The following is a 24,629-nucleotide window of genomic DNA, read 5'->3' on the forward strand; positions in this document are numbered from 1 at the left end:
CGATGGATCGAGCCGCTTCAGCCGGCCTTGCCCGACTTGCCCGCCTTGGCCGGCTCCTCGACCTTGCCGGCGGCCTTCGGGGCGGCCTTGAACTCGTCGGCGGTCATCGACTTGACCTTGAGGTTCCGCGTGAGCACGCCGCCGCCGGACTCGGGGGCCTCTTTCAGGTAGGCGAGGATCTCTTCGCCGGCCGCGTCGGATCCGGCGGGGTCGACGGGATCCACGCCCCACAGGACGACCACCTCCCCCCGCCGCGCCGCGCCGAGGCCCGTGGGCAGGGTGTCGGCGAACGGGGACAGGTCCTTGAGGCCCTGCGGAGGCTTCTTGTGCTGGACGAAATGGGTGTTGTACATGTCGCCGACCTCCGCCAGCACGTTGTTCTGGTAGAGCTGGGGCGAGTTCGGCGGGTTGGGGTCGCCGCCGCAGCCGGCGGCCAGGGCGGCCGCGAGGGCGAGGGTCGGCAGCGTCATGCGCGAAAGCTTGGTCATCCGACGGTCTCTCGTACGGGCGGGGGAAGGGGACGAAGCCGCACGCCGGCCGGGGCCGGCGCGCGGTCGACTGCGACCTCGCGACGCGGGCCGGTCAGAGCGAGTCGGCGCTGATGATCTCGCCGCCGGTCCGGGTGCCCAGGGCCCGCCAGGCCGGCAGGCTGACCGAGTCCTTGACGAAGCGGACCGAGCCGTCGGCCAGCCCGACGTTCACGCCGCCCGAGTGGTAGCTCCGCGCGGCGATGTGGCCGGAGCCGAAGGCGGAGTCCATGCAGTCGAACCCCCGATAATTGGGCTGGACGGTGTGGCTGTAGGTCGAGACGAACTGCTGGCCCCGATAGTACTGCTGCCCGCGATAGGGGAGCGGGGTGAGCGCCGTCGTGGTGTCGCAGTCGGGGATCCTGGGGGCGTAGTTGTCGACGGTCGCATCCCAGGTCGAGAGGCGGTGGACCTGGTTCTTGTCCATCGGGTTCGACGCGGGCGACGCCGGCAGCGGCGAGCGCCGGGTCTCGGAGAAGAGCGACGTGTTCGAGGTCCCGTCGGTCACCGAGGCGATCCGGATGACGCTCTCGACCGACCGGAACTTGGGGTTGGTCGCCAGCGAGCCGGTCAGGTTCATCTTGTAGTTGAAGATCCCCAGCGTCGACGAGTTCGTCTCGGCCGTGGCCGTCGCCGTGTCGAACAGGAGGGCCGCGGTCGCCCCGATGCTCGCGAAGTAGTTCGAGTAGCCGATCTGGCCGGTGCTCGTCGCGTAGACGATGCTCCCCGGCATGCGGGTCGCGGAGGCGTCCGAGGGGCAGATGAACGCCCCGATGAGCTGGCACCGCGCCGTCTCGTTCTGGCCCGTGTTGTTCACGTCGAGCCCCAGGTTGAACGTCGAGAAGAGGCTCGCCTGCTCCAGGTACGGCAGGATGATCGCCTGGACCGACGACCGGATGTACGGGCCCACGCCCGTCGCCGTCGGCACCGGCCCGACGCCGTCCGGGAACTTGCCGTTGGTCGACTCGAAGTTGTGCACCGCCAAGCCGATCTGCTTCAGGTTGTTGACGCACTGGGCGCGGCGGGCGGCCTCGCGGGCCGACTGCACGGCCGGCAGCAGCAGGGCGATCAGGACGGCGATGATCGCGATCACCACCAGCAGCTCGATCAGCGTGAAGCCCGCGCGTTTCGATTCGGACATGACTCACCCTTCCAGCTAGGCAAAAGGAGTGCGCCGCCGCGGCGGCGCGGAGACGGATCGATGAGAACTCGGCGGCGAACTCGTCATCGTCGGGACGAGATTAGGGGGCGGGAATGACGTCCACGACCCGGGGAGGAAGGTCGGAATCCGCCTCGGATCTTGCCGGTCAGATTTGATAATCAATCTCAACGAAAATCGCTTAATGATGTCGTCGATGGGGAGGGATCTCGCGAAGCGCGGGAAGTCCCGTCCTCCCCGGCGATCGACGGGAGGCGAGGCCGCGTCGATGTGTTCCCGATCTCAACATATCAGGGGTGACCATCCCTTATATAATCCCCAAACCCCGATCGTCAAGCCGCCGTCCCGGCCGTCGCCGCGGTTCCGGCGAGGTCCCGGACGATCTCCAAAGTCCGACGAGGCCGGCGCGACGGGGGTGCCCCGGCGGCGGTGATCGGAACGGAAAGGATAAACGCCATGAGGACGCATTCGTTCGGGCCCGCGGCGCGACCGGTGGCGGCGATCGGCCAGGGGACCTGGGAGAGCGACCGGGGCGACCGGGCCGCGGCGGTCGCCGCGCTGCGTCGGGGGCTCGACCTGGGCATGACGCACGTCGACACGGCCGAGATGTACGGCGAGGCCGAGCCGCTCGTCGCCGAGGCGGTCGCGGGGCGACGCGACGAGGTCTTCCTGGTCTCGAAGGTCCTGCCGTCGAACGCCTCGCGGAAGGGGACCGTCGCGGCCTGCGAACGCTCGCTGGCCCGGCTGAAGACCGACCGGCTCGACGCCTATCTGCTGCACTGGCGGGGGTCGCACCCGCTCGCGGAGACGATCGCGGCGTTCGAGGCCCTCCGCGAGGCCGGCAAGATCCTGTCGTGGGGCGTGAGCAACTTCGACGTCGACGACCTGGACGAGGCGCTCGCCGTCGCCGGCGAGGGCCGGATCGCCTGCAACCAGGTCCTCTACCACCTCCAGGAGCGGGCGATCGAGCATGCGGTGGCCCCCTGGTGCGAGGCCCATGGCGTCGCGGTCGTCGGCTACACCCCGTTCGGCCGCGGCGCGTTCCCGAAGCCGGGCTCGCCGGCGGGCCGGGCGCTGCAGGAGGTCGCCGACGCCCGCGGCGCCTCGCCGCGCCAGGTCGTCCTCGCCTTCCTGACCCGCCGGCCGTCCCTCTTCGCGATCCCCAAGGCGTCGAACGCCGAACACGCCGCCGAGAACGCCGGGGCCGGCGCGCTGCAATTGACCGACGCGGAGATCGGCCGCCTCGACGCCGCCTTCCCGGTCGGCCCGAAGCCCCGCTCGCTGCCGATGCTCTAACGAGGCCCGGTCGGCGGCGTCAGCTCGAAGACGCCGATGGTGCGGGGCGTCGCCTCGTCGCCGACCTCCCATTTCGAGAAGGTGACCGTCCAGCCGATCGCCTCCAGTCCTTCCAGGAAGCGCAGGCCGTCGGGCCGGAAGGGGTCGGAGAGGAGGACCCGGCCGCCGGGGGCGAGGTTGGTCTCGAAGATCCGCCGGAGGTGGGGGTGGAGCGAGTCGCTGTACAGGACGTCGGCGGCGAGGATCCAGTCGTAGCGGCCCGTCTCGGCCCACTCGGTCCAGTCGGCCAGGCGGTGGTCGATCGCGCCCAGGCCGTTGCGCTCGGCGTTGCGTCGGCAGAGGTGCAGCGCCAGCTCGTCGCGGTCGGTCTGCACCGCGCGGCCGCCGAGCGACGCGGCGACGATCCCCGGCAACCCCACGCCGGCCCCCAGCTCCAGGACGCTCCGGCCGCGGAAGTCGGCCGCGCGGACGGCGACCTCGTGGCCCAGGGCGATGGCCGAGGGCCACAGCGAGACCCCGTAAGGGAGCCGGTTCGTCTTCCGGACGAGGGCTCGCGTCTCGTCCTCGTCGGTCAGGATCGCCGCGACGTGCAGGACGGTCCACTCGCGCCCGCCCCGCCGCAGGCGGTAGTCGAGCAGCGGGAACTCCCCGGCGTCGGTGTCGAGCACCTCGTCTCGCGCCTCGGCCTCGCTCATCTCCCCCCTCGACTGGCACCTTCTCGACGGTCTCGGGCGGCCCGATCGAACCCACCCTAACACAATCGGACTCCGGGCGCAAAAGCGCCAAACCGGTCAAGAATGCGCTTCTCCGTGGACGCGGCCCGATTGTAGAATAACGCGCTCATGCGATGGTAGCCGATAGCGTGGATGGTCCGGGGCTGCGCGTCGTCAGCCCCGGAGCGATGCTCCCGCCCCTGCAGCGAGGTGGATGATGGACGCGAACCGCGACCTCCTGTTCGGCCTGCTCGCCTTCCAGACCGGGGCGATCGACGCCGACCAGCTCGCCGAGACCTGCGCCGGGCTCGACGCGGGTCGGACGCAGGGCGCGGGTGCGGCCCTGGCGGCGGACGGGACGCTGACCGACGACCAGCGGGCGGCGCTCGAGCGGCTGGTCGAGGAGCGGCTCGAACGCCACGCCGGCGACGTCCAGGCGACCCTGGCCGCGACGTTCGACGGCCGCTCGCTCGACGTGGTGCGCGCCGCGGCCCCGCGGGCGATCGCCCCGGCGGTCGCGGCTGCGGCGGCTTCGGCGGCCGAGGAGGCCACCCTGGGGGCGGCGGGGCCGGCCGTCGGCCACGTCCTGATCTCGACCATCGACAAGGGGGCCGGTCATGACGAAGAGGGACGCGACCCCCGTTACACGCTGACCCACCTCCACGCCAAGGGGGGCATGGGCCAGGTCTGGAAGGCGCGCGACGGCGCCCTCGGCCGCGAGATCGCGCTCAAGGAGCTGCGGCCGGAATCGGCGGGCGACTCGGTCGTCTGGTCGCGGTTCCTGTACGAGGCCAAGGTGACGGCGCGGCTGGAGCATCCCGGCGTCGTCCCGGTGTATGAGATGGGGGGCGGCGAGTCCCCGTACTACACGATGCGGTTCGTCAAGGGCCGCACGCTCGGCGAGGCGACCCGCGCCTACCACAAGGCCCGCGCCGCCGGGACCGAGGACCACGTCGATTTGGTGAACCTGCTGACGGCGTTCGTCTCCGTCTGCAACGCGATCGACTACGCCCACTCGCGCGGGATCATCCACCGCGACCTCAAGGGGCAGAACGTCGTCCTGGGAGACTTCGGCGAGGTCATCGTGCTCGACTGGGGCCTCGCCAAGCAGATCGGCGTGGACGGCCAGGCGGGCGACGCGGCCGACGTCGAGGCCCCCCCGGAACCCGAGGCCGCCACCCTCGCCGGCGCCCCGGAGGACCTCGCCACCCTCGCCGTCGATTCCCCCTCCCGCGCCGAGGCCGCCCCGGACGGGCTCGACGCGACCCTCGCCGCCGGCGCGACCGCCGCCGCTCCGCCCCGGCCGGCCGCGAGCCCGGCCGACGCCGACTCCACCCTCCCCCCGGGAGCCGCGCCCGCCCACGCCGCACGATCGGGCGATTCGTCGAAGGGCTCGGGAGCGGGGGCCGGCTCGGGCTCGGGCGGGCGGGGGCAAGGCAAGGAATCGGGGGCGGGGCCCGAGGGGACGATCCAGGGCCAGCTCCTGGGCACGCCGGCCTACATGGCGCCCGAGCAGGCCAGGGGCCGCCACGACCTGATCGACTTCCGGACCGACGTCTACGGCCTGGGCGCCATCCTCTACGAGCTGCTCGCCGGCCAGCCGCCGTTCCTGGGCAAGAAGACGGCCGAGATCCTCTACAAGGTGTCGCACGAGTCCCCCGCGACGGTCCGCTCGCACAACCCGCAGGCCCCGCTCGACCTCCAGGCGGTCTGCCTGAAGGCCCTCGCCAAGGAGCGCGAGGACCGCTATCAGACGGCCGGCGAGCTGGCGAGGGACGTGCAGCGGCACCTCGCCGACGAGCCGGTGACCGCCTACGTCGAGCCCTGGCCCCGCCGCGCCGCGCGGTGGGCGCGGAAGCACAAGACGGCCGTCGCCGCGGCGACGGTCCTGCTCCTGGCCTCGACGGTCGCCTCGGGCGTCGGCACGGTCGTCGTGAACCGCTGGCGGGACGAGGCCGAGGCCCAGGGCGCCATCGCCCGCGGGACGGTCAACGACATGTACGGCCGGCTCGGCGAGGGCTGGCTCGAAGACCGGCTCGACCCGCTCCAGAAGGACTTCATGGAGAAGACGGTCGCCTTCTACGAGGGCCAGACCGGCCGCGCCGCCGACGACCCGGCCGTCCAGCTCGAGCACGGCGAGATGCTCCGGCGGATGGGCAACGTCTACGCCAAGTTCGGCCGCCGCGACGACGCCGAGAAGGCCTACCGCCGCGGCCGGGACCTGCTCAGGCCGCTCGTCGCCGCGCGCCGATCCGACCCCGAGCCCCGGCGGGTGCTGGCCTCGACCGAGATCCGGTTCGCCGAGGCGCTCTTCCGCCAGGACCGCTTCGACGAGGCCGCGGCCCTGTTCGCCTCGGCCGACGACCTGATCCGGCCGCTGGCGACCCCCGACTTCGCGACCGTCGAGGACCGCCGGCTGCTGGCCCGCGAGCTGCGCTCGAAGGCCCAGCTCCTCCGCCGCCGCGGCGACCTGCCCGCGACGGGGCCGGCGTGCATCGAGGCCCGCGACCTGCTGGAGAAGGCCCTGGCCGCGGCCCCCGACTCGCCCGAGGTCGTCGGCGAGCTCGCCCAGGCCGAGGACTACCTGGCCCGCTACCGCCGCGAGACGGGCGAGTCCGACAAGGCCGAGGCGGCCTCCCGGCGGAGCTACGAGCTGCTCGACAAGCTGGTCGCCGAATACCCGACGATCCCCCGCCATCGCGAGGGCCTCTACCACGCCTGCGCCGAGATGGGCCGGCTCGCCTACGAGGCCTCCCGGTTCGACGACGCCGCGATCCTCTGGGGCCGCGGCTGGAACGAGGCCTCGCGGCTCGCCGGCGACTACCCCGACCGCCCCGAGTACGGCCTGAACCTGGCCGCGGCGTCCACCAACTACGGCGGCGTCCTGGTCGAGCTGGCCCGACTCCGCGAGGCCGAGCCGATCCTCCGGAAGGCCGTCGAGCTGAACACGGAGCTCGCGTCGCGTACGCCCGACGACCGCCAGGTGCGTTTCGACCTGGCCAAGTGCCGCTTCAACCTCGGCTACCTGCTCCTGAAGCGGGGCCGGCTCGACGAGGCGATCGCCGAGATCGAGAAGGCCCGCGACCTGAACGGGACGCTCGTCGTCGAGCTGCCCGACGTCCCCCGCAACGCCCACCTCCAGGCGACCTACCTCAGCCGCCTGGGCGAGGCCCTCGACGCCGCCGGCCGCCCGGGCTCCGAGCCCGCCTACGACCAGGCGCTCGACCTGCTGCGCAAGCTCACCGACAAGCATCCCGCCAACGCCACCTATCGGCTCGACCTGGCGCGCTGCCTGTCCGGCCTCGGCCATCAGAAGGTCGCCGCCGGCAAGCCCGCCGAGGCCGAGAAGGACTTCGAGGCCGCGCTCGTCCAGCTCGACGGCCTCGCCGACAAGGGGGCCAGGCCCTCCGCCGAGGCCCTCCGCGAGACGTCGACCGTCCTGAGCAACCTGGGGAGCGCCCGCCAGGGGCTCGGAAAGGGGGACGCCGAGGGGCCGCTCCGGCGGGCCGTCGCCATCTCCGAGGAGCTGGCGCGTCGCGAGCCGCCCGCCGCCGAGGACCTCGAATCGCTGGCCGTCGCCCGCGTCGGGCTCGCCGAATCGCTCCAGGCCCGGGGCGCCGCCGCCGAGGCCGCACCCCTGTTCGCGCAGGCCGCCGAGGGCATGGCCGGGCTGGTCGCGAAGGCGCCGGCCGACCCCAGGCTGCACTACTTCCTGGGTTACATCCTCGCCAAGCAGGCCGCGACGCGCGAGAAGCCCGAGGACGCCCGCGTCGGCCTGGAAGAGGCCGTCGCCCACGTCAAGCAGGCCGTCGAGGCGACGACCGGCCGGAACCCCTCGTACCGCGACCTGCTCACCGAGACCCTGGCGTCGCTGTCGGACGCCGACCTGAAGCTGGCCGCCTACGAGGACGCCCGGCGGGTGGCGATGGAGATCCCCCGCAACGCCGTGGCCCCCGCGCCCAGCTGCCTCGCCGCGGCCCGGCTGCTGGCCCGCCTGGCGTCCCTGGCCCGCAAGGACGTCAAGCTCAACGTCGCCCAACGCGACGATCTGGAGCGCAAGGGGCTCGCGGGCGCGGTCCTCCTGCTCCGCGAGGCGCTCGACGCCGACCCGGGGCTCGAGGCCGAGGTCAAGGGCGACCCCGCCTTCAAGGACCTGCTCGCCCACGCCGAGTACCAGCTCCTCCTCGGCAGCCTCGCCGAGCCGGCCGGCACCCGCAAGTGAGCCGACGCCGACGGCTCAAGACCTGATCGCGATTCGGTCGCGGGCGCGACTCACTCGGGGATCCGGCAGAGGGCGCAGGGGCGTTCGGGGATCCGCTGCGGCGAGACCACCTCGACGCCCCTCTGGTCGAGTCCCAGGCGGGGGATCAGCCAGGAGGCGTCGACCTGCCCCTGGTCGAACGCGCTGCGGAGGATCACCTGACGCGCGAGGTAGCGGCTGGCCGGCTTGCCGACCCGGATGAGCGGGTAATGTCCGCGGCCGAAGACCGGGTCGACGGCCGCCACGGCGTGGATGCAGTCGCTGATCAAAAGGTCCCGCGACGTGCTGATCGCCCGGTACTGCGCTTGGCCCGAGTCGAGGATCGCTTTGACGTTCAGCGACCGCGTGTAGACCTCGGGCAGGATCTGGAACGGGCCCCACGCCGTCACCGACTCGCCGGCTCCCTGCACGAAGTCGAGCGTCTGATACAGGTCGAAGTTCACGCCCTTCTCGGCCGTCGGCGTCCAGACCCGTACCTCCAACGACTCGGGCAGCCAGCTGATCGTGTGGTGATAGACTTCGAGGGCGTTCGGGTCGGCCCCCTCGCCCGAGACCCGCAGGAAGGTCGCCCAGGTGTGGGTGTACCGCAACTGTTTCGGCCGGGACTGCGACCCGAAGACGATCGCATAGTAACGGTCTTCCCCCCGCGCCTCGCCGGCCGCGAATCCGCAGGCCATCGACAGGGCCAGAAACCAACCGCAGGCGCGACGGGTCATCCCCAGGTTCCTTCCGCAGCGGATGAGGCGGAATCCGGCCGGGCCCGCGTCGGCCCGCGCGTGACTCCGCGTAAACATACACCACGATCCGTCCCGACCGCCGTCGCGCGGTCGACCGAAAGTGGCGTGATTTTGTCCACGAAGTGGACGATTCTTCATCGCGCGACGGGGCGGCGGACGCCGCCGGACGACCGGAGGATCCAGCGGTCCAAAGACTTGCGGCGTGCGGATGGGGCGGTGCGGGAATTGCCTCGTTCAGCCTGTCGACGAGCCGCGCGGGATCGCCGGGGGAACGGGCGAACGATCGCGCCGGCGCGGGGAGACGTGGAAATCCTCTGACGAAGGGATCCGGGAACATGGACACGCGACGCGATTTCCTCGGGCGCACGCTGGGGGCGGCCGGGCTGGTCGGCCTGGGCTGCGGCCGGAGCTTCGGGCAGGCGGCCCCCTCGACGCCGGACCTCGCCAGGGCGGTGACGTTCCTGCGCTCCCGACAGGAGCCCGACGGGAGCTGGTCCGGCGTCCGCGAGCCGGGGATCACCGCGCTGGTGGCGACGGCCCTGCTGCGGTCCGGGAAAGTCGTCCCCGAAGATCCCGCGATCGCCAGGGCGCTGGGGTTCCTGGAGAACTACCTGGGGCCGAAGGGGGGGCTCGCGAAGGCCCCGCACTCGGTCTATGCGACGTCCGTGGCGCTCATGGCGTTTCACGAGGCCAACGTCGGCGGCAAGTACGACTCGGTGGTCGCCGGCAACCAGGCGTTCCTCAAGGGGGCGCAGTACGACGAGAGCGAGGGGAAGGACCGGGCCGACCCCCAGTACGGAGGCCTAGGCTACGGCGACGGCCGCAGCCGGCCCGACCTCTCCAATACGGCGTTCATGATCGAGGCCCTCCGCGACAGCGGCGTCCCGGCCGACGACCCGGCCTTGCAGAAGGCGCTCGTGTTCGTCTCGCGGTGCCAGAACCTGAAGAGCGAGTTCAACGACCAGCCGTTCGCCGCCAAGGTGAACGACGGCGGGTTCATCTACACCTCGGGCGAGTCCGCCCCGCCCGGCGGCCGCGGCGAGGCCAAGGGCGCGCGCACGGACCCCGACGGCGGGATCCGGTCGACGGCCGGGATGACCTACTCGGGCCTCAAGAGCATGATCTACGCCGGCCTCAAGCCCGACGACCTGCGCGTCAAGGCGGCCGTCGGCTACATCAGGAAGAACTACACCCTGGACGAGAACCCCGGCCAGGGCGGGCGCGGGCTGTACTACTACTACATGGTCTTCGCCCGCGCGCTGGCCGCCCTCGGCGAGTCCCCGTTCGTCGACGCCGCCGGCAAGGCCCACGACTGGAAGGCCGAACTCGCCGCCGCCCTCGCCGCCCGCCAGGAGGCGTCCGGCGCCTGGGCCAACCGCGACGACCGCTTCATGGAAGGCGACCCCCACATCGTCACCTCGTACGCCCTGATGGCCCTCGCGGCGAAGTGATCGAGGAAGCGTCTCTCGGAATCGCGCCCGCCCGCTCAGGGGCCCTGGGCGAGGGCCTCGGCGTCGAGGGGGTCGAGGGCGACGTCGTCGATCCACATCTCGCCGAGGTTGGCGTCGCTGGAGATGCGGAAGTCGAGGGCGGCGGTGGTGGCCTCGGCCTCGATGCGGACGAGCTTCTCGACCTTCGTCCAGCGGCCGACGACGGTCAGCTCCTGGTCGAACCCGCCCCCGGGGAGGACGCGGCAGGACGTGGGGGTGTCCTTGTACTGGGCCAGGCGGACGCGGCTCTCGCCGACGGTCCCGTACGCGATCAAGTACCAGAAGGTCAGCCGCATCCGCGAACCGTACCGCACGGGGCGGTCGGGGAAGCGGTAATACTGCCGCCCCGGGACGTGGGCCTCCAGGTGCAGGCTGTCCGGGCCGGAGACGAAGTGGCGCGGGTCGCGACGGTCGTCGGGGGCCTCGGGCCAGCCGGCCTTCGGGTACGCGACGCGGGCCTCGCGGTCGAGCGGCACGACGTCGTGAAACGTCTCCTGGCCGAACCGGACGGCCACCGTCCGCTCGCCCAGGAGCGGGTCGTAGTCGCCGTGGACGACGTGCTGGTGGGCGTATCGGAGCCGGACCAGCCCCGTCGCGCCCGGCGCCAGGCTGATCGGCGCGACCGCTTCGGCGGGCCTCGCCGCGGCGTCGGGGGCCTGGTCGTCGCTCCAGACCGCCAGCGACAGCCGCTCGCGGCAGCGCCCGGGGTCGTCGGCGGCCGGGATCACGTCGGCGTCGGCCGTCGCCTTCTCGGCCGCCTTGATCGCCACGGCCGCGCGTCGCGGGACCGCGTGGCCGGCGACCCGCGAGTTCGACACCCAGCCCTCGGACCTCACCTCGATCTCCGCCGGCGTGACGATCAGGCCCGTCGGCGTCTCGTTGCGGATCTGATAGTCGACGACCCAGGCGCCCTGGTCCTGCCGGACCGACCGCCGCACGAGCGTCACCCGGTTGGGCTGGCCGATCGACGCCCCGTCGTCGGCCGTCGCCGCCCCGGCCGCCGTCGCCAGGATCAGCGTCCCCAGCCCCAATCCGCTTCGGATTCGCCCGCCCCGGCCGCGTGACTGCGTCGAAAACCGCATAGCGCCGTCCTTCCCTGGGTCTGGAACGTACCGTCCGCCATCCATGGCGTGCGCTGAAGCAAACGACTTGGTCTTCGCGCCCGAACTCCTTACTAGAGAACGTGGTCCAGAATCGCCTGATTTGGACGACATTCCCTGTCGAGGCGATCAAGGTGCGACGAAGACGAACCGAGGCGAGAGGGCATCGCGCCGGCGGGAGGGGAGTGCGGCGCGGGCTCGGAAGGGGTGGACCTTGGGGATCCCTGCGTCAGTCGTCTTCGGATTCCGACTCGCCTTCGTCGTCGAGATCGAGGGCGGCGGGCGGGACCGTTGCACAACGTTCCAGGAACCGTGGGAGGAACCGGTCGAGGAACACCGAGACCGCGATCTGGGTCGTGGCGTTGTCCATGCCCCAGACGCTGGCGTGGGCTTCGGCCAGCTCGGGGTCCATCTGGATGAAGTAGCGCTCGTTCACCGCGAGGGCGACGGGCACCTCCTCCAGCCATCGATGGGCGAGTTCGTTGACGCCCGGGCCCCCCAGCGAGATCGTCGCCATGGCCTGGAGCGCGTCGTCGTGGAGCCAGCGGAAGTCGGCGACGACGTGGACCTCGTAATCGGACAGGTCCTCGTCCGGGGCCGCCGCGATCGCCTCCTCGACGCGCCGTTTGAGGTAATACGCCAGCGGCCGGTCCAGCTCCTCGGCCCGCAGCGTACTGCCCGTCACGATCAGGAGGAACCTCAGCGGAGCACCCTCGGCCATGGACGGCCCGAACCTTTCTGACGATCGATCGACGCCGAGCCGCGTCGCATCGAGCGAGGCGACATCTCTTTATCGGTCGGCGACGACCTCATCGCAGCACCGATCTTACCAGGAACTTCATCGGATCGATTATAGCGGCGGCGTCCATCGGCCGCCTCGTCGCCTCCTCCCGGGAATCAACGAACCTCGGGTGCGGCGGCGTGGGACGCCCGCCACAGGTTGATTCTTTTCAACACGGCCTGGGCGGCCTGGAACTCGTCGGCCCCTTCGGCCTCGAAGCGCTGGGAGACGGCCTGCTTGCCGGCCAGGGGGATCAGGCAGGCGAAGACGACCCGGCCGCCGGGCTCGCCCTCGATGGTGTAGCGGACCACGCCGGCCGTCGTCAGCTTGCGGCGGATTTCGGCCCAATCGCCCCCCGGCCCGGAGGCGGGACGCGTCGGGGCCGCTTCGAGCGTCGGCAACCCCGAGGTCGCGACGCCGGGGTCGAGCGGTGCCGGGGCGGGGGCCGGGACGGGTGCAGGTACGGGGGCCGGGGTCGGGGCGGGTGTATCGGCCGGGGGGCGGGTCGAGCCGGCCGGCGCAGCCCCGGGGGCGGGGGCCGTCGGCGGCGACAGGACCGACGTCAGGGCCCCCAGGAGGGCCGGCGGCTCGGCCTTGGCCGGCACGGGGGCGGGAGACGCCTGGGCGGCCGGGGCGTCCACGAAGGGTTCCGTGACCTTGGGCGCCGGTGCCGGCGCGGGGGGAGGGGGCTCGGCCGGCTTGGGGGTTTCGGCCGATCTGGCCGCCACGGCGGCGGCCCCGACGAGGGGCTCGGAAGCGGCTTTCGCGGCGGTCGGATTCGCCGCGCCGGGGGGCGGCGTCAGGTCGAGCGAGTCGATCTCCCCGCCGTCCTTCAGGCCCATGTAGTCGAGGAGGTGCTCCTGGGCCCAGCGGAAGCCGGGTCCGCTGACCAGCGCGCCGCCGCCGAAGGCCGCTCCCACGAGCACGATCACCAGCAAAACTTGACGCACGAGTCGGCCTCCCTGCCCAATCCATTCGACGCGGCCTCGCCGACATCCCGTCGACGCCCACGCATGCGTGGGCCGCCTTGTCAAAACCCGACCGTCCGCAATAATCCTAGAGAGGACCCGAAGAGACTTCCCCGAACGATGAACCCTTTCGGCGTCTCGCGTCGATACGGTGGCCTAGGGGACGGCCGGTCCGTCCTCCCTCGCCTTCCGTCGTGCCCGCAGAAATCGACGTCGAGCAGCCGGTCCGCCCTTTTGCTCTGAAAACGGGCAGTATTTACCCGAGTCATGCTCATGAAGCAAGCCCAGTCTTACCGCTCACGTCCGACCTTCGGGTCGTTCCGGCCGTCTCCGGCGGCCGCCGCGTGGCCGGGGAGGGCGCGCGCCGAGGTCTACGCTCCCGGGAACCCCATCCTGGCCGTCGTCGGCTTCCTGTTCTCGGCCGCCTGGTGGGTCGTCACGCTCCCCTTCCGCCTGGTCTTCGGCATGTTCTCGCTGCTGGGCCGGATGACGGGCGTGGCCGTCGGCTTCACGTTGATGGTCTTCGGCATGGCGCTGGGGGCGGGCCCCTTCTTCCTGGTCGGGATCCCGATCTTCCTCGTCGGCCTGCTGCTGACGCTACGGTGCCTTGGGTAAGATGGGACGTCTAGGTCCCGGACGGCCCGACGCCTCCTCTCCACCGTCATGAACGCCACGACGATCTATCTGGATCACAACGCGACCACGGCCCTCGACCCCCGGGTGCTGGAGGCGATGGGGCCGTATTTCCTGGTCGCCGGCAACGCCGAGAGCCGGCACTCGGCCGGGAGGCGGGCACGCCGCGCCTTCGAGGAGGCGACGGAGGTCGTCGCCGAGATCCTCGGCGCGCGGCCGGACGAGGTTGTCTTCACCTCGGGCGGGACCGAGTCGAACAACCTGGCCGTCTTCGGGCTGGCGGTCGACGGCGCGACGCCGCCGGGGCGGATCGCCACCACGCCGATCGAGCATCCGGCGGTCAACGAGTTCGTCGCGCACCTGGAGGCCCGGGGATTCGTCGCCGACCTCGCGCCGGTGGACTCCGAGGGGACCGTCGACGTCGACCGCATGGCGGCCCTGTTCTACGAGCGGACCCGGCTGGCGACCCTGATGCTCGCCAACAACGAGACCGGAACGATCCAGCCCGTCGCCAAGCTGGCCGACCTCGCCGCCGCGCGGGGGATCCCGGTCCACACCGACGCCGTGCAGGCCGTGGGCCGGATCCCGGTCGATTTCGCCGCCCTGGGCGTGGCGACGCTCGCCGCCAGCGGCCACAAGTTCCACGGCCCGGCCGGCTCGGGGGTGCTTTTGGTGCGCCGGGGCGTTCGCCTCACGCCTCGGCTGTACGGCGGCGGCCAGCAGCAGGGGAGGCGGCCGGGGACGATCGCGGTCCCCCTGGCCGTGGGCTTCGCGACCGCGCTCGACCTCTGGCGCCGCGAATACCAGTCTCGAACGGCGACCTGGCGACGCCTGACCCAGCGCCTGATCGACGGCCTCCACCGCGCGATCGGCCCCGACCGCATCCTCCCCAACGGCCCGGCCGACCCGTCGCGGCGGCTGCCGCAGACGGTCAACCTGGGCTTCCTCGGCGTCGACGGCGACGCGCTGTTGATGCAGCTCGACCTGGCCGGCCTGGCCGTCTCGCTGGGCTCCGCTTGCGCCAGCGGCTCGACGCAGCCCTCGCCGACGCTCGTCGCCATGGGCGTTCCCACCGACTGCCTGCGCTCCTCCGTCCGCTTCAGCCTCGGCGCCTTCACCACCGAAGCCGAGATCGACCAGGCCGTCGTTCACGTCGCCGCCGCGGTGAAGTGGCTGACGCGCTGAGGATCGGTTCCTGACGTCCGGGCGAGAAGGACGCTCGTCGTCAGATTCCTACGCTCGGCCGTGCTCCCGCGGCGAGGGCCCGGGCGAGGTCCTTGAAGGTCCGAAGGTCGCCGAGTTCGTACGTGGATCGATGACACTCCAGGACGGCTGTCAGGGCGATGATGGCGAGCAGGGTCATCGTCCCGAGGACGGCTGTGAGCGGCCCGAAGAAGGGAAATGGGGAGTGCAGGAGGCCGAGGAAACTGACGCCCGCGGCGACCATGAAGCCGATCACGCAGGCCGCCAGGGGCTTCTCCAGCGGTGGGTGATCCACGCGCAGCGTCGGCAACGTCCCCGGGGCGAGGGAGTCGATCGACCGCCAGAAGCGAGTGAGGAGGACGCCCCCGCGGAGGAAGGGTTCCAACGGCGAATCCGGGGTGATCGCATCGGCGTCGAAGCCGGCCTCGCGGAGGGCGGATCGGACGATCGCGAACGCGCCGGCGGCCGGGCAGGGGGGGACGCCGAGGAAGCCGATCGGCTCGATCTCAGGCCGCGTCGCGCCCGAGGCGGCGATGAACGCGCTTAGACCGCCCAGGGTCCGCTTCCGCGCCGGTTTCAGGACGGCCTTCCATTCGGCCCGCGACCGTCCGAGCTTCCAGTAGGCGTCGAGCCCCCGGGCCAGCCCTCGCCAGTCGGTCAGCTCGTCGGCCTCGCGCCATTGGGCGATGGTCGTCTCGGCCGTCAGGTCAGTGTGAGGATCAGCCTCGTAGATCCCGGCGAGGTGGCGGTGCTGGTCCTGGATCGTCGCCAGGACGTATTCGGCGGTCGCCGGGATCTGGGTCGGCGGGCGTTCGCGGAGCATGGGCGCGCCTCGGTGTCAGTAGCCCGGGTTGTTCTTGCGGTCGGGGTACTCCAGGATGACGAGCTTGTGCTGCACTTCGTCGTAGCCGTACTCCTGGTAGTGGGGGAGCTTGGGGAGGGCGATGTTGTTGGCCTTGATGATCTCGGCCATGAACTCGTCGTAGTCCTTGGGGAGGCGGTCGTTGGCCGCCTGGTAGAGGTTCATGGCGTGCTGGATCTGGAGGATCGAGGTCTGGCCGATCATCGTGACGTAGGCGTTGCCTTGCAGGGTGATCGGGTCCTTGGCGGTGATCTTGGGCTTCTCGATCACGTTGGCGCCCTGGGCGACCTCGGGCTCGACGCGGCGGATGTCGGTGGTCCGCTTGCCGACGATGAACTCGGGCTCCTTCTTCTCGGCCGAGGGCGCCGCGCCGTGGGCGACGGCGTTCTTCTTCTTGCTCCCCTTGACCTGTCGCGGCTCCTCGCAGCCGCCGATCGCCAGGAGGAGGGCCGTCGTGAGGCAGAACGCCGGGGTTCGCGAAGTCATGGCGGGGTTCTCCGGTTCAGGCCCCGTCGGCGGGGCGGACGGTGAGGACGAGGGTCTTGCCGTCGCGGTCGACGGCGACGGGCGCGGGGCGGCCGGGCTCGACCGAGGCGGCGGCGGCGTAGACGTCGTGGACGCTGGTGGTCCAGCGGTCGTCGACGGCCGTGACGACGTCGCCGGCGGCCAGGCCCGCGGCCGCGGCGGGCGAGTCGGCGACGACGGACGCGACGCGGACGCCCTTGCCGCCCCCGTCGACCTCGCCCAGGCGCAGGCCCCACAGGCCGGCGGGCGCGAGCACGCGCCGGCGGGCGACCTTCGGGCCGGCGATGCGGTCGGGCAGGTCCTTCATCAGGTCGCGGATCGCGAAGTCGACCGGCGTGAAGGTCATCTCGTCCTTCTGGTAGTCGATCGTCGTCCGGTAGCGGGCGAAGAACGTGAAGCCGATGATGCCGTCGATCGGCTCGCCCAGCACCTCGCTCAGGACCCCGAGCGCGGGATGGTCGAAGACGACCACGGGCAGCTTCTCGGCCGTCAGGCTCCCCACCTGCAGCTTGGCGACCTCGGCCTCGCCCCGCATCGAGAACAGGAACGACTTGGGCGTCTTGGCGTCGACCGTCCCCGAGGTCTCCGCCGCCTTGTTGCTCAGCAGCGTGATCGGCGCGCCGAGGTCGAAGATCAGCCGGTACGGCCCCTTGCCGTTGAGCATGGCCCGCAAGACCATGTGGTTCGACGGCAGCATCGAAAACCGGGCCGTCGCCGGCCCCGTCGCCTTCGGCTCGTCCGCCGGCGCGGGGCCGAGCCACGACGACGCCCCCGCCAGACCCGCCGCGGCCAGGCCGATCAGCGGGCGGAAGAAGCCCGGACGCTTCGTCGATCGTTCGTCGCTCATGGCTCGGGAACCTGCCTCGTGGTTCGGTGCTGGGAAGGCGTGACGGAACACGATGGCGTCCTCGAAACGCCGCGACCCTCATCCGGCCCTTCGAGCCACCTTCTCCCGAGGGGAGAAGGGAGTGGGTCGCCTCTCTCGGCTACAGCCCTTCGCCCGCCTTGACCTTGAACGCCTTCTCCTCGCCGCCGCGCTTCACGATCAGCTCGATCGCCTGGTTCCGCCGCAGCGCCGCGAGGCTCTCGCGGGCCGATTTCAGGCCGTCGACGGGCTTGCCGTCGATGCGGACGAGGGCGTCGCCGGCGGCGAGCCCGGCCGCGGCGGCGGGGGAATCGGGCAGGACGCGGATGATCTGGACGGCCTTGGCGTCGGCCGCCTCGGCCCATTCCAGGCCCAGGAAGCCGCGGGGGGCGAGTTCCTCCTCGGGCTGCTTGCCGATCAGGAAGGCCAGGCCCTTGGCGACCGGGCCGAGGGCGTTCATCAGTTGAAGCTCGACCGGCGGATTGGCGCGGTCGCGGTCGTCGGGGACGGGCGGGTCGCCGGGGGTGAAGTCGAGCCGGGTCCACGTCATGCGGTCGCGGGTCAGGTCGATGTCGAGCTTGAACCGGGCCAGGATCGTGAACCCGAGGATGCCGTCGATCGTCGCCCCGGGCAGCCCCAGGGCGTTCATTCCGACGAGCTGGAACGGGTCTTCCACCCGCGCCTTGACCTTCTCCAGCCGCGCCCCGCCCTCGATCTCCAGGCTGTCGAGGGGCGTCCAGAAGCCCTTCTCCGGGGGCGCGATGCCGATCTTGGCCGCGGCCTCGGTCGCCACGTAGAGCGCGGGGGCCCCGGAATCGACCAGGAAGTTGAACGGCCCCTGGCCGTTGACCCGCACCCGGACGAGGAAGTGGTTCGTGTCGGTCAGCCGGTAGGGGACGCGGAACGCCCGGCCGATCTGCGGGTCTTTCGGCGCGACGTCGGGCTTGTCCTGGGTCGCGACGGCCGACGCGGCCAGGGCCGTCGCGAGCGCCGCGGCGATGCCGATCGACTTCTTGGAGATCATGGTCCGACCTTGCCAGACGGGCGTGAAGGCGACGAGAAGCGTCCTCTCCATCAGCTTAGGCGCGGGGGCGGCCCCGGGAAAAGACGAAAGCCGCGGCAATCAGGCCCTCCCGGCGGCGGGGATCGGGCCGAAACCGGGGCCAGGGTGGTGCGGGCCGGCCCCGAAACCTATCATCAAGAATTCCCACGCCCAGACGTTCCACCTTTGAGGAAGCCATGAAGACACTCTCCCGCACCCTCTGGTCCGTCGCCGCCCTGGGCCTGGGGGCCTGCGCGGGCGCCGCGCGGGCCGACGAGCCGAAGGCGTTCCGACCCCCCTCGGTCCCGCTGATCGCGCACGACCCGTACTTCAGCGTCTGGTCGGCCGCCGACAAGCTGACCGACGACGTCACCCGCCACTGGACCCGCGCCCCGCAGCCGCTCACCGGCCTGGTCCGCGTCGACGACAAGACCTACCGCATCATGGGCGTCGAGCCCAAGGCGATCGCCGCGATGGAGCAGGTCTCCGTCGAGGTCCGGCCGACGCGGACGATCTACAAGTTCCAGTCCGACGCGGTGGCCGTCGAGCTGACGTTCCTGGGCCTCGCCGTGCCCGACAACCTGGACATGCTGTCGAGCCCCGTCACGTACGTCTCGTGGAAGGTCGAGGCCCGCGACGGCAAGCCGCACGAGGTCTCCGTCTTCCTGGGCGCGACGGGCCACCTGGCCGTGCACACGCCCGGCCAGCCGGTCGTCTGGGGCCGCGAGGAACTGGGCGCGGTCAAGGCCGTCAGGATCGGCTCGCAGGAGCAGCCGATCCTCCAGCGCCGGGGCGACGACACGCGGATCGACTGGGGCTCGCTCTACCTGGCTTCCGGCCAGCCCCGGACCATCCTCGCCGCCGCCCCCGCCGCGACCCTCGCCGAGGCCTTCGTCAAGGACGGCGGCCTCCCCGCCAAGGACGACGCGGCGATGCCCCGTAAGGTCGAGGACCGCACGCCCGCCCTGGCGCTCGTGACCGCCCTGGGGGCCGTCCAGCCCGGGACGCCCGCCTCCACGTTCGCCATGATCGCCTACGACGACGAGTACGCCGTCGACTACATGGACGAATGGCTCGTCGGCTACTGGAAGTTCCGGGCCCTGGAGGCCGGCAAGGGCAAGCAGCCGCCCTTCACCGCCCTGCTGCTCAAGCACCACCTGCGTCGGTCCGTCTACGACGAATACTGCGACCGCTTCGACAAGCGGTTCACGACCGTCCTGGAAGAACTCGGCGGCAAGGAATACGCCGTGATGGGGGCCCTGGCGCACCGCCAGTCGCTCGCCGGGGCGACGCTGGCGGCCGACTCCAAGGGGATGCCCCTCTGGTTCTCGAAGGAGAACTCCTCCAACGGCTGCATCGGGACCGTCGACGTCATCTATCCCCAGTTCCCCCACCTGATCCTGTTCAGCCCGATCCTGGCCAAGGCCTCGCTCGTGCCGGTGCTCGACTACTCGGCCTCCCCGCGCTGGAACTGGCCGTTCGCCCCCCACGACCTGGGGACTTACCCCGCCGCGACCGGACAGGTCTACGGCGGCGGCGAGCGGACCGAGGAGAACCAGATGCCCGTCGAGGAGAGCGGCAACATGCTGCTCATGGTCGCCGCGATCGCCCACGTCGAGAAGAACGCCGACTTCGCCGCCAAGTACTGGCCCCAGCTCACCAAGTGGGCCGAGTACTGCGAGCGCGACGGCTTCGACCCGGCCAACCAGCTCTGCACCGACGACTTCTCGGGGCACCTGGCGCGGAACGCCAACCTGTCCGTCAAGGCGATCCTGGGCATGGCCGCCTTCGGCCGCATGGCCGCCATGCGCGGCGAGGACGACGTCGCCAAGCACTACACCGAGACCGCCAAGGTCCTGGCCCGCAAGTGGATGACGATGGCCGACGCCGGCGACCACTACCGCCTGACGTTCGACCCCCAGCCCAGCTGGAGCCAGAAATACAACCTGATCTGGGACAAGATCCTGGGCCTGGGGATCTTCCCCCCCGAGGTCGCCGCCAAGGAGCTGGCCTTCTACCAGAAGAACTTCGACAAGTACGGCCTGCCGCTCGACTCGCGCAAGCCGTTCACCAAGGCCGACTGGCTCGTCTGGACGGCCTCGCTGGCGCCCGACGAGGCGACGTTCGCGAAGTTCGTCGCCCCGATCTACAAGTTCCTCGACGAGACGCCCGACCGGGTGGCCTTCTCCGACTGGTACTGGACCGACAGCGCCAAGGAGGCGGGCTTCCGCGCGCGGCCGGTCATCGGCGGGATCTTCATCCGGGCCCTGACCGACGGCCTCCCCTACTGGGAGAGCTGCCTGGAGCTGGCCCGCGCCGGCGCCAAGGACCTGGGCCGCGAGTGGGCGCCCATGCCCGTCCGCCGCGAGGTCGCCTCGCTCGTGCCGACCGCCCGCGACGCGCCGGCGACGTGGAAGTACGTCTTCCAGGCCCCGCCGGGCCAGTGGACGGGGATCGACTATGACGACCGGACGTGGAAGCAGGGCGAGGGCGGGTTCGGCACCAAGGGGACGCCCGGCTCCGAGGTCCGCACCGTCTGGGACGGCCCGGAGATCTGGCTCCGCCGCGAGATCGACGTCCCCAAGGCGGCCGTCGACGCCGGCGAGGACCTGCGGCTGTTCATCCACCACGACGAGGACGCCGAGGTCTACATCAACGGCGTCCCCGCCGCACGCCTGGGCGGCTACACCAGCGAGTACCGCCCGATGCGGATCAGCCCCGAAGGCCTCATGGCCCTCAAGCCGGGCAAGAACGTCGTCGCCGTCCACTGCCGCCAGACCCAGGGCGGCCAGTACATCGACCTCGGACTGGTGAAGCTCCAGGCGGCGCAGTGACGTGAGCCGACGCGCCGCGGGCCGCCCCTGCTCTCGCGGGGACGGCGGCCCGCGGCGGCGATCCCGGGGACGCGACCGGAGTCGAACGATACGCCCATGGAACGGCAAGCCTTGATCCAGGCCCTCGAAGCCGCCTTCGCCCGCCTCGCCGACGCGCGCGACGCCGGGCACGACGTGCACCACGCGCGGCGGGTGCGGGACAACGCCATGCGCATCGCGGACCGCGAGGGGGGCGATCGGGTCGTGCTGCTGGCGGCGGCCTACCTGCACGACCTGGTGAGCCCGCCGAAGGATTCGCCCGACCGCGCACGGGCCTCGGCGCTCTCGGCGGAGGCGGCGGGCCCGGTGCTGCGCGAGCTGGGGCTCGACGAGGAGCGCGTCGCAGGGGCGCAGCACGCGATCCACGCCCACAGCTTCTCGGCCGGGGTCGAGACGAAGACGATCGAGGCGCGGATCCTCCAGGACGCCGACCGCCTGGAGGCGCTGGGGGCGATCGGCGTGGCGCGGACCTTCTACACCGCCGGCCTGATGAACTCGGCGATGTTCGACGCCGACGACCCGTTCGCCGCGAGCCGCCCGCTCGACGACCGCCGCTACGCGCTCGACCACTTCGCCGCCAAGCTGCTCAAGCTCCCCGCGACCATGAAGACCGAGGCCGGCCGCGCCCTGGCCGAGGAGCGCCTCGGCGTCATGCGCGCATTCCTCGACGCGATCGCCGCCGAGCTGGGCGTCGCGGCCGGCTGGTGACCTCCGGCGATCGCCCGACGAGACTCGGAGGGGGCGTCCGCGCCGGGTCGGCGAGCGGCCCGTCCGTCCTCTCGCGGCGTTTCGGGGCCTCCCGGCCTCGAAAGTTCTTCGGATTTTTCGGCGGCCGGGATCGTCCCGCCATGGGGCTGCGGGCGGTGGATCCGGACGCCGAGACAATCAACTAAGTATTTTCAATTCTTGATGATACAGGTCTTACCGACCGATGCCGCATGGCCATGCGGTCCGTCCGGTACGAGGTTCCGGCCCCGTACGATCGGGCCGCCGGGGGCGTCGCGGTTGATCGGGCCGAATTCCGGCCGATCCGGCCAGTTAATGTGTCCGCGAGAGGACAGACGGGAGGGCCGCCGGCTCGTACGATTCATCTCGTCCCCTACGAAGTTCGAGCCGATGCCGGCCGAGCCGTCTCATCGGGGCCATGCCCCCGAAAGTCCGCGATGCCGCTCTCAACCAAGCTCCGCGATACCGGGAACCAGCTCCTCGATCGTTTGCCGCACGACGAGTTCGACCGCCTGGCTCCGAACCTGCAAACGGTCGGCCTGGCCCTGAAGCAGGTCCTCTACCAGAACGACGCCGAGATCACCCACATCCACTTCCCGACGACCGGGCTGATCTCGCTCATGACGGTGCTGGAGGAGGACGATCCGGTCGAGGCCGCGACCGTGGGCAAGGAAGGCTTCGTCGGCCTGACCGTGCCGCTGGGCGTGACGGCGAGCCCGCATCGGGCGATCTGCCAGATGAACGGCGAGAGCATCCGGCTCCCTTCGCGGTCCTTCCTGGAAGCCATGGATCGGGGGCCGGGGCTGACGCGGCTGGTCCGGCGCTATACGGCCTCCACGCTGCGGGCGACCGGCCAGGGGATCGCCTGCAACGCCCTGCACCCCATCGAGGCGCGGGCCTGCCGATGGCTGCTGATGCTCCACGACCAGGCCGGTCGCGACGAGTTCCCGATGACCCACGAGTTCCTCTCCTACATGCTGGGCGTGCGACGCCAGAGCGTGACGGTCGTCGCCGGCACCCTGCAGGTGGCCGGCCTGATCGACTACCACCGCGGCTTCATCACCGTCCGGAATCGGACGGGCCTGGAGGACGCGTCATGCGAGTGCTACGCCACCGTCCGCGACTATTACCAGAAGGTCATGGTCTGAGCCGCCCGCGGCCGAACGGGCGGCGATCAGGGCGAACTTGGAGCGATTGTCCGACAGCGGGCAGAGCGCCCCGTTGAACTTGTCGTTGATCTTGCCTATGCTGTAGGGACGTCAGGTGAACGAATGATCCACAAGGCGTACCGTGCCAGGTGGATCCATGCCGCCGCATGCCGAAAGCGAGGGGGCGGCGTCGCCGAGAGGCGGATGACGAGATACCCGGAGAAGACGGCTCGCCCAGGATGCGGGCCGAGACGGATCGTCGCGGCCCCGATCGCGAGCAATCTCCGCCGTCGAATGCCCCTGTGCTCGATCGAATGGCCCGACCGAGCGACTCGCTGCGCTCTCCCACCTCCGGCGCGTCAAAGGGTCATGGCCCCTGCGCCGTCGGGCGGCGATCCTCGATCATCCTGCGTACCGCCCCTCTCGTCGACCGACCTCGACCTCGACAACGTTGGGATGTCCCATCTCATGACCGATGATCGCGACGGACGGCCCAGCCGGGCGAAAAGCTCGCTCGAATTCACCGAGGGCGTCATCGAGACGGCCCGCGAGCCGATGGTCGTCCTGGACGGACGGTTGCGGGTGCTCGCCGCCAACCGCCACTTCTATCGGACTTTCGCGGTCGCCCCGGAAGACGCGGCGGGCCGCCTGATCTTCGAACTCGACGGCGGCCGCTGGAACATCCCCCGACTCCGGACCCTGCTCAAAGAGGTCCTCCCCAGGGACAGGGCCTTCCAAAACCTGGAGGTGGACCTCGCCTACGAGGACGGCGGGCGGCGGCTGCTGATCAACGCCGGCAAGATCTGGCGCGAGGACGACCACTCCGAGTTGATCCTGCTCGCCGTCGAGGACCTCGCCGGGCGGTCGCGACCGGACGAGTCGCTCCCGCCGGCCGCTCCCGAGCCGACGCGGGAAGACGCCGGCGGGGGGACGGGCGAGTTCCTGACGATGCTCGCCCACGAGATGCGGACGCCGATCGCCGCCATCCGAAACGCCGTGGCCGTCGCCGCCCTCACCGGCGACGGCGAGGACGTCCGCTGGTGTTACGACATCATCCGCCGCCAGGCCCTCAAGCTCGGCATCCTCGTCGAGGACCTGCTGGACGCCGGCCGCATCCAGCGCGGCAAGCTTACGCTCCGCAAGGAGCCGGTCGACGCCGCCGCCGTCATCCACCGGGCCGTCGAGACGGTCCGGCCGCTGGTCGCCGCCAAGAATCACGAGGTGCTCGTGACCGCGGGGCCGGCGGACCTGCACGTGCACGCCGACCCGACCCGGCTCGAGCAGATCCTCGTGAACCTCCTGTCCAACGCGGTCAAGTACACCCCCCCCGACGGGCACATCCACCTCGACGCCGGGAGCGACGGCGGCGAGGTGACCATCCGCGTCCGCGACGACGGGATGGGGATCTCCCCCGAGATGCTCTCCCGGATCTTCGACCCGTTCATCCAGGCGGACCACACCCTCGCCCATGCGGAAGACGGGCTGGGGATCGGCCTGGCGGTCGCGAAGTCGCTGGCCGAGCTGCACGGCGGGGCCATCGCCGCCATGAGCCGCGGGCCCGGCGGCGGCAGCGAGTTCGTCGTGCGGCTGCCCGTCTCGGACGACCCGAAGGCCGAGGCCGCCGGGCTCCGTCCCCCGCCGATCCCGGGCGGATCCGCCACCCCGCTCTCCTGACGCGGCGGGGCGTGCCGCCTCGCGGGATCCTCTGGTACAGTAGCGG

The 24,629-nt window shown here is 71.4% G+C and carries 20 protein-coding genes; 9 read left to right on the plus strand and 11 right to left on the minus strand.

Going from position 1 to position 24,629, the window contains the following annotated elements; genetic code table 11:
• Nucleotides 1–17: 17 nt before the first annotated feature.
• Together PZE19_RS28060 and PZE19_RS28065 are read right to left on the minus strand one after the other, a co-directional pair.
• The gene (locus PZE19_RS28060) at nt 18–488 is read right to left on the minus strand and encodes a hypothetical protein (protein ID WP_277863911.1); all 471 of its coding nucleotides are present in this window, start codon (nt 486–488) and stop codon (nt 18–20) included.
• 94 nt (nt 489–582) lie between these two features.
• The gene (locus PZE19_RS28065; protein WP_277863912.1) at nt 583–1,668 is read right to left on the minus strand and encodes a DUF1559 domain-containing protein; all 1,086 of its coding nucleotides are present in this window, start codon (nt 1,666–1,668) and stop codon (nt 583–585) included.
• 474 nt (nt 1,669–2,142) lie between these two features.
• On the opposite strand from PZE19_RS28065, the gene PZE19_RS28070 reads away from it, so the two are divergent.
• A complete protein-coding gene (locus PZE19_RS28070) occupies nt 2,143–2,982 on the plus strand; it encodes an aldo/keto reductase (RefSeq protein WP_277863913.1) in 840 nt (279 codons plus the stop codon).
• On the opposite strand, the gene PZE19_RS28075 is transcribed toward PZE19_RS28070, so the two are convergent.
• Nucleotides 2,979–3,677 (minus strand): class I SAM-dependent methyltransferase, encoded by a 699-nt coding sequence (locus tag PZE19_RS28075; protein ID WP_277863914.1) that lies wholly within the window; start codon nt 3,675–3,677, stop codon nt 2,979–2,981. The genes PZE19_RS28070 and PZE19_RS28075 overlap by 4 nt on opposite strands.
• A 235-nt stretch (nt 3,678–3,912) precedes the next feature.
• Here PZE19_RS28075 and PZE19_RS28080 point away from each other — a divergent pair, with 235 nt between their 5' ends.
• A complete protein-coding gene (locus PZE19_RS28080; protein ID WP_277863915.1) occupies nt 3,913–7,917 on the plus strand; it encodes a serine/threonine-protein kinase in 4,005 nt (1,334 codons plus the stop codon).
• A 50-nt stretch (nt 7,918–7,967) separates the two neighbouring features.
• On the opposite strand, the gene PZE19_RS28085 is transcribed toward PZE19_RS28080, so the two are convergent.
• Nucleotides 7,968–8,672 carry a hypothetical protein gene (locus PZE19_RS28085; protein WP_277863916.1) on the minus strand — a complete coding sequence of 235 codons (705 nt, stop codon included), beginning with the start codon at nt 8,670–8,672 and terminating at the stop codon, nt 7,968–7,970.
• A 356-nt stretch (nt 8,673–9,028) separates the two neighbouring features.
• Here PZE19_RS28085 and PZE19_RS28090 point away from each other — a divergent pair, with 356 nt between their 5' ends.
• Complete coding sequence (locus PZE19_RS28090; protein WP_277863917.1) at nt 9,029–10,144, plus strand: prenyltransferase/squalene oxidase repeat-containing protein; 1,116 nt, start codon at nt 9,029–9,031, stop codon at nt 10,142–10,144.
• 35 nt (nt 10,145–10,179) lie between these two features.
• Here the strand turns inward: PZE19_RS28090 and PZE19_RS28095 are convergent, their stop codons facing one another.
• The 3 genes from PZE19_RS28095 to PZE19_RS28105 form a co-directional block, all read right to left on the minus strand.
• Entirely contained in the window at nt 10,180–11,265 is a 1,086-nt protein-coding gene (locus PZE19_RS28095; RefSeq protein WP_277863918.1) for a hypothetical protein, read from the minus strand.
• Between the two features lie 247 nt (nt 11,266–11,512).
• Nucleotides 11,513–12,004 (minus strand): hypothetical protein, encoded by a 492-nt coding sequence (locus PZE19_RS28100; RefSeq protein ID WP_277863919.1) that lies wholly within the window; start codon nt 12,002–12,004, stop codon nt 11,513–11,515.
• 176 nt (nt 12,005–12,180) lie between these two features.
• Entirely contained in the window at nt 12,181–13,014 is an 834-nt protein-coding gene (locus PZE19_RS28105) for a hypothetical protein (RefSeq protein ID WP_277863920.1), read from the minus strand.
• Between the two features lie 291 nt (nt 13,015–13,305).
• On the opposite strand from PZE19_RS28105, the gene PZE19_RS28110 reads away from it, so the two are divergent.
• On the plus strand, nt 13,306–13,647 hold the full coding sequence (locus PZE19_RS28110) for a hypothetical protein (protein ID WP_277863921.1): 342 nt from the start codon (nt 13,306–13,308) through the stop codon (nt 13,645–13,647).
• Between the two features lie 48 nt (nt 13,648–13,695).
• A complete protein-coding gene (locus tag PZE19_RS28115) occupies nt 13,696–14,850 on the plus strand; it encodes a cysteine desulfurase family protein (protein ID WP_277863922.1) in 1,155 nt (384 codons plus the stop codon).
• Between the two features lie 40 nt (nt 14,851–14,890).
• On the opposite strand, the gene PZE19_RS28120 is transcribed toward PZE19_RS28115, so the two are convergent.
• From PZE19_RS28120 to PZE19_RS28135, 4 genes are all read right to left on the minus strand, one after another.
• Complete coding sequence (locus PZE19_RS28120; RefSeq protein ID WP_277863923.1) at nt 14,891–15,691, minus strand: hypothetical protein; 801 nt, start codon at nt 15,689–15,691, stop codon at nt 14,891–14,893.
• 15 nt (nt 15,692–15,706) lie between these two features.
• A complete protein-coding gene (locus PZE19_RS28125) occupies nt 15,707–16,216 on the minus strand; it encodes a hypothetical protein (protein WP_277863924.1) in 510 nt (169 codons plus the stop codon).
• Nucleotides 16,217–16,232: 16 nt separating this feature from the next.
• Entirely contained in the window at nt 16,233–17,102 is an 870-nt protein-coding gene (locus PZE19_RS28130; RefSeq protein WP_277863925.1) for a PDZ domain-containing protein, read from the minus strand.
• A gap of 139 nt (nt 17,103–17,241) precedes the next feature.
• The gene (locus PZE19_RS28135; RefSeq protein ID WP_277863926.1) at nt 17,242–18,195 is read right to left on the minus strand and encodes a PDZ domain-containing protein; all 954 of its coding nucleotides are present in this window, start codon (nt 18,193–18,195) and stop codon (nt 17,242–17,244) included.
• 164 nt (nt 18,196–18,359) lie between these two features.
• Here PZE19_RS28135 and PZE19_RS28140 point away from each other — a divergent pair, with 164 nt between their 5' ends.
• The 4 genes from PZE19_RS28140 (at nt 18,360) to PZE19_RS28155 (ending at nt 24,583) form a co-directional block, all read left to right on the plus strand.
• Nucleotides 18,360–20,996, plus strand: coding sequence for a glutaminase domain-containing protein (locus PZE19_RS28140; RefSeq protein WP_277863927.1), 2,637 nt, complete (start codon nt 18,360–18,362; stop codon nt 20,994–20,996).
• A 96-nt stretch (nt 20,997–21,092) separates the two neighbouring features.
• On the plus strand, nt 21,093–21,743 hold the full coding sequence (locus PZE19_RS28145) for an HD domain-containing protein (RefSeq protein WP_277863928.1): 651 nt from the start codon (nt 21,093–21,095) through the stop codon (nt 21,741–21,743).
• A gap of 455 nt (nt 21,744–22,198) precedes the next feature.
• Nucleotides 22,199–22,909 carry a Crp/Fnr family transcriptional regulator gene (locus PZE19_RS28150; protein ID WP_277863929.1) on the plus strand — a complete coding sequence of 237 codons (711 nt, stop codon included), beginning with the start codon at nt 22,199–22,201 and terminating at the stop codon, nt 22,907–22,909.
• 468 nt (nt 22,910–23,377) lie between these two features.
• Entirely contained in the window at nt 23,378–24,583 is a 1,206-nt protein-coding gene (locus PZE19_RS28155) for a PAS domain-containing sensor histidine kinase (protein WP_277863930.1), read from the plus strand.
• The last annotated feature ends 46 nt before the right edge of the window (nt 24,584–24,629 follow it).

The sequence above is a fragment of the Paludisphaera mucosa genome (assembly GCF_029589435.1).
Lineage (GTDB): Bacteria > Planctomycetota > Planctomycetia > Isosphaerales > Isosphaeraceae > Paludisphaera > Paludisphaera mucosa.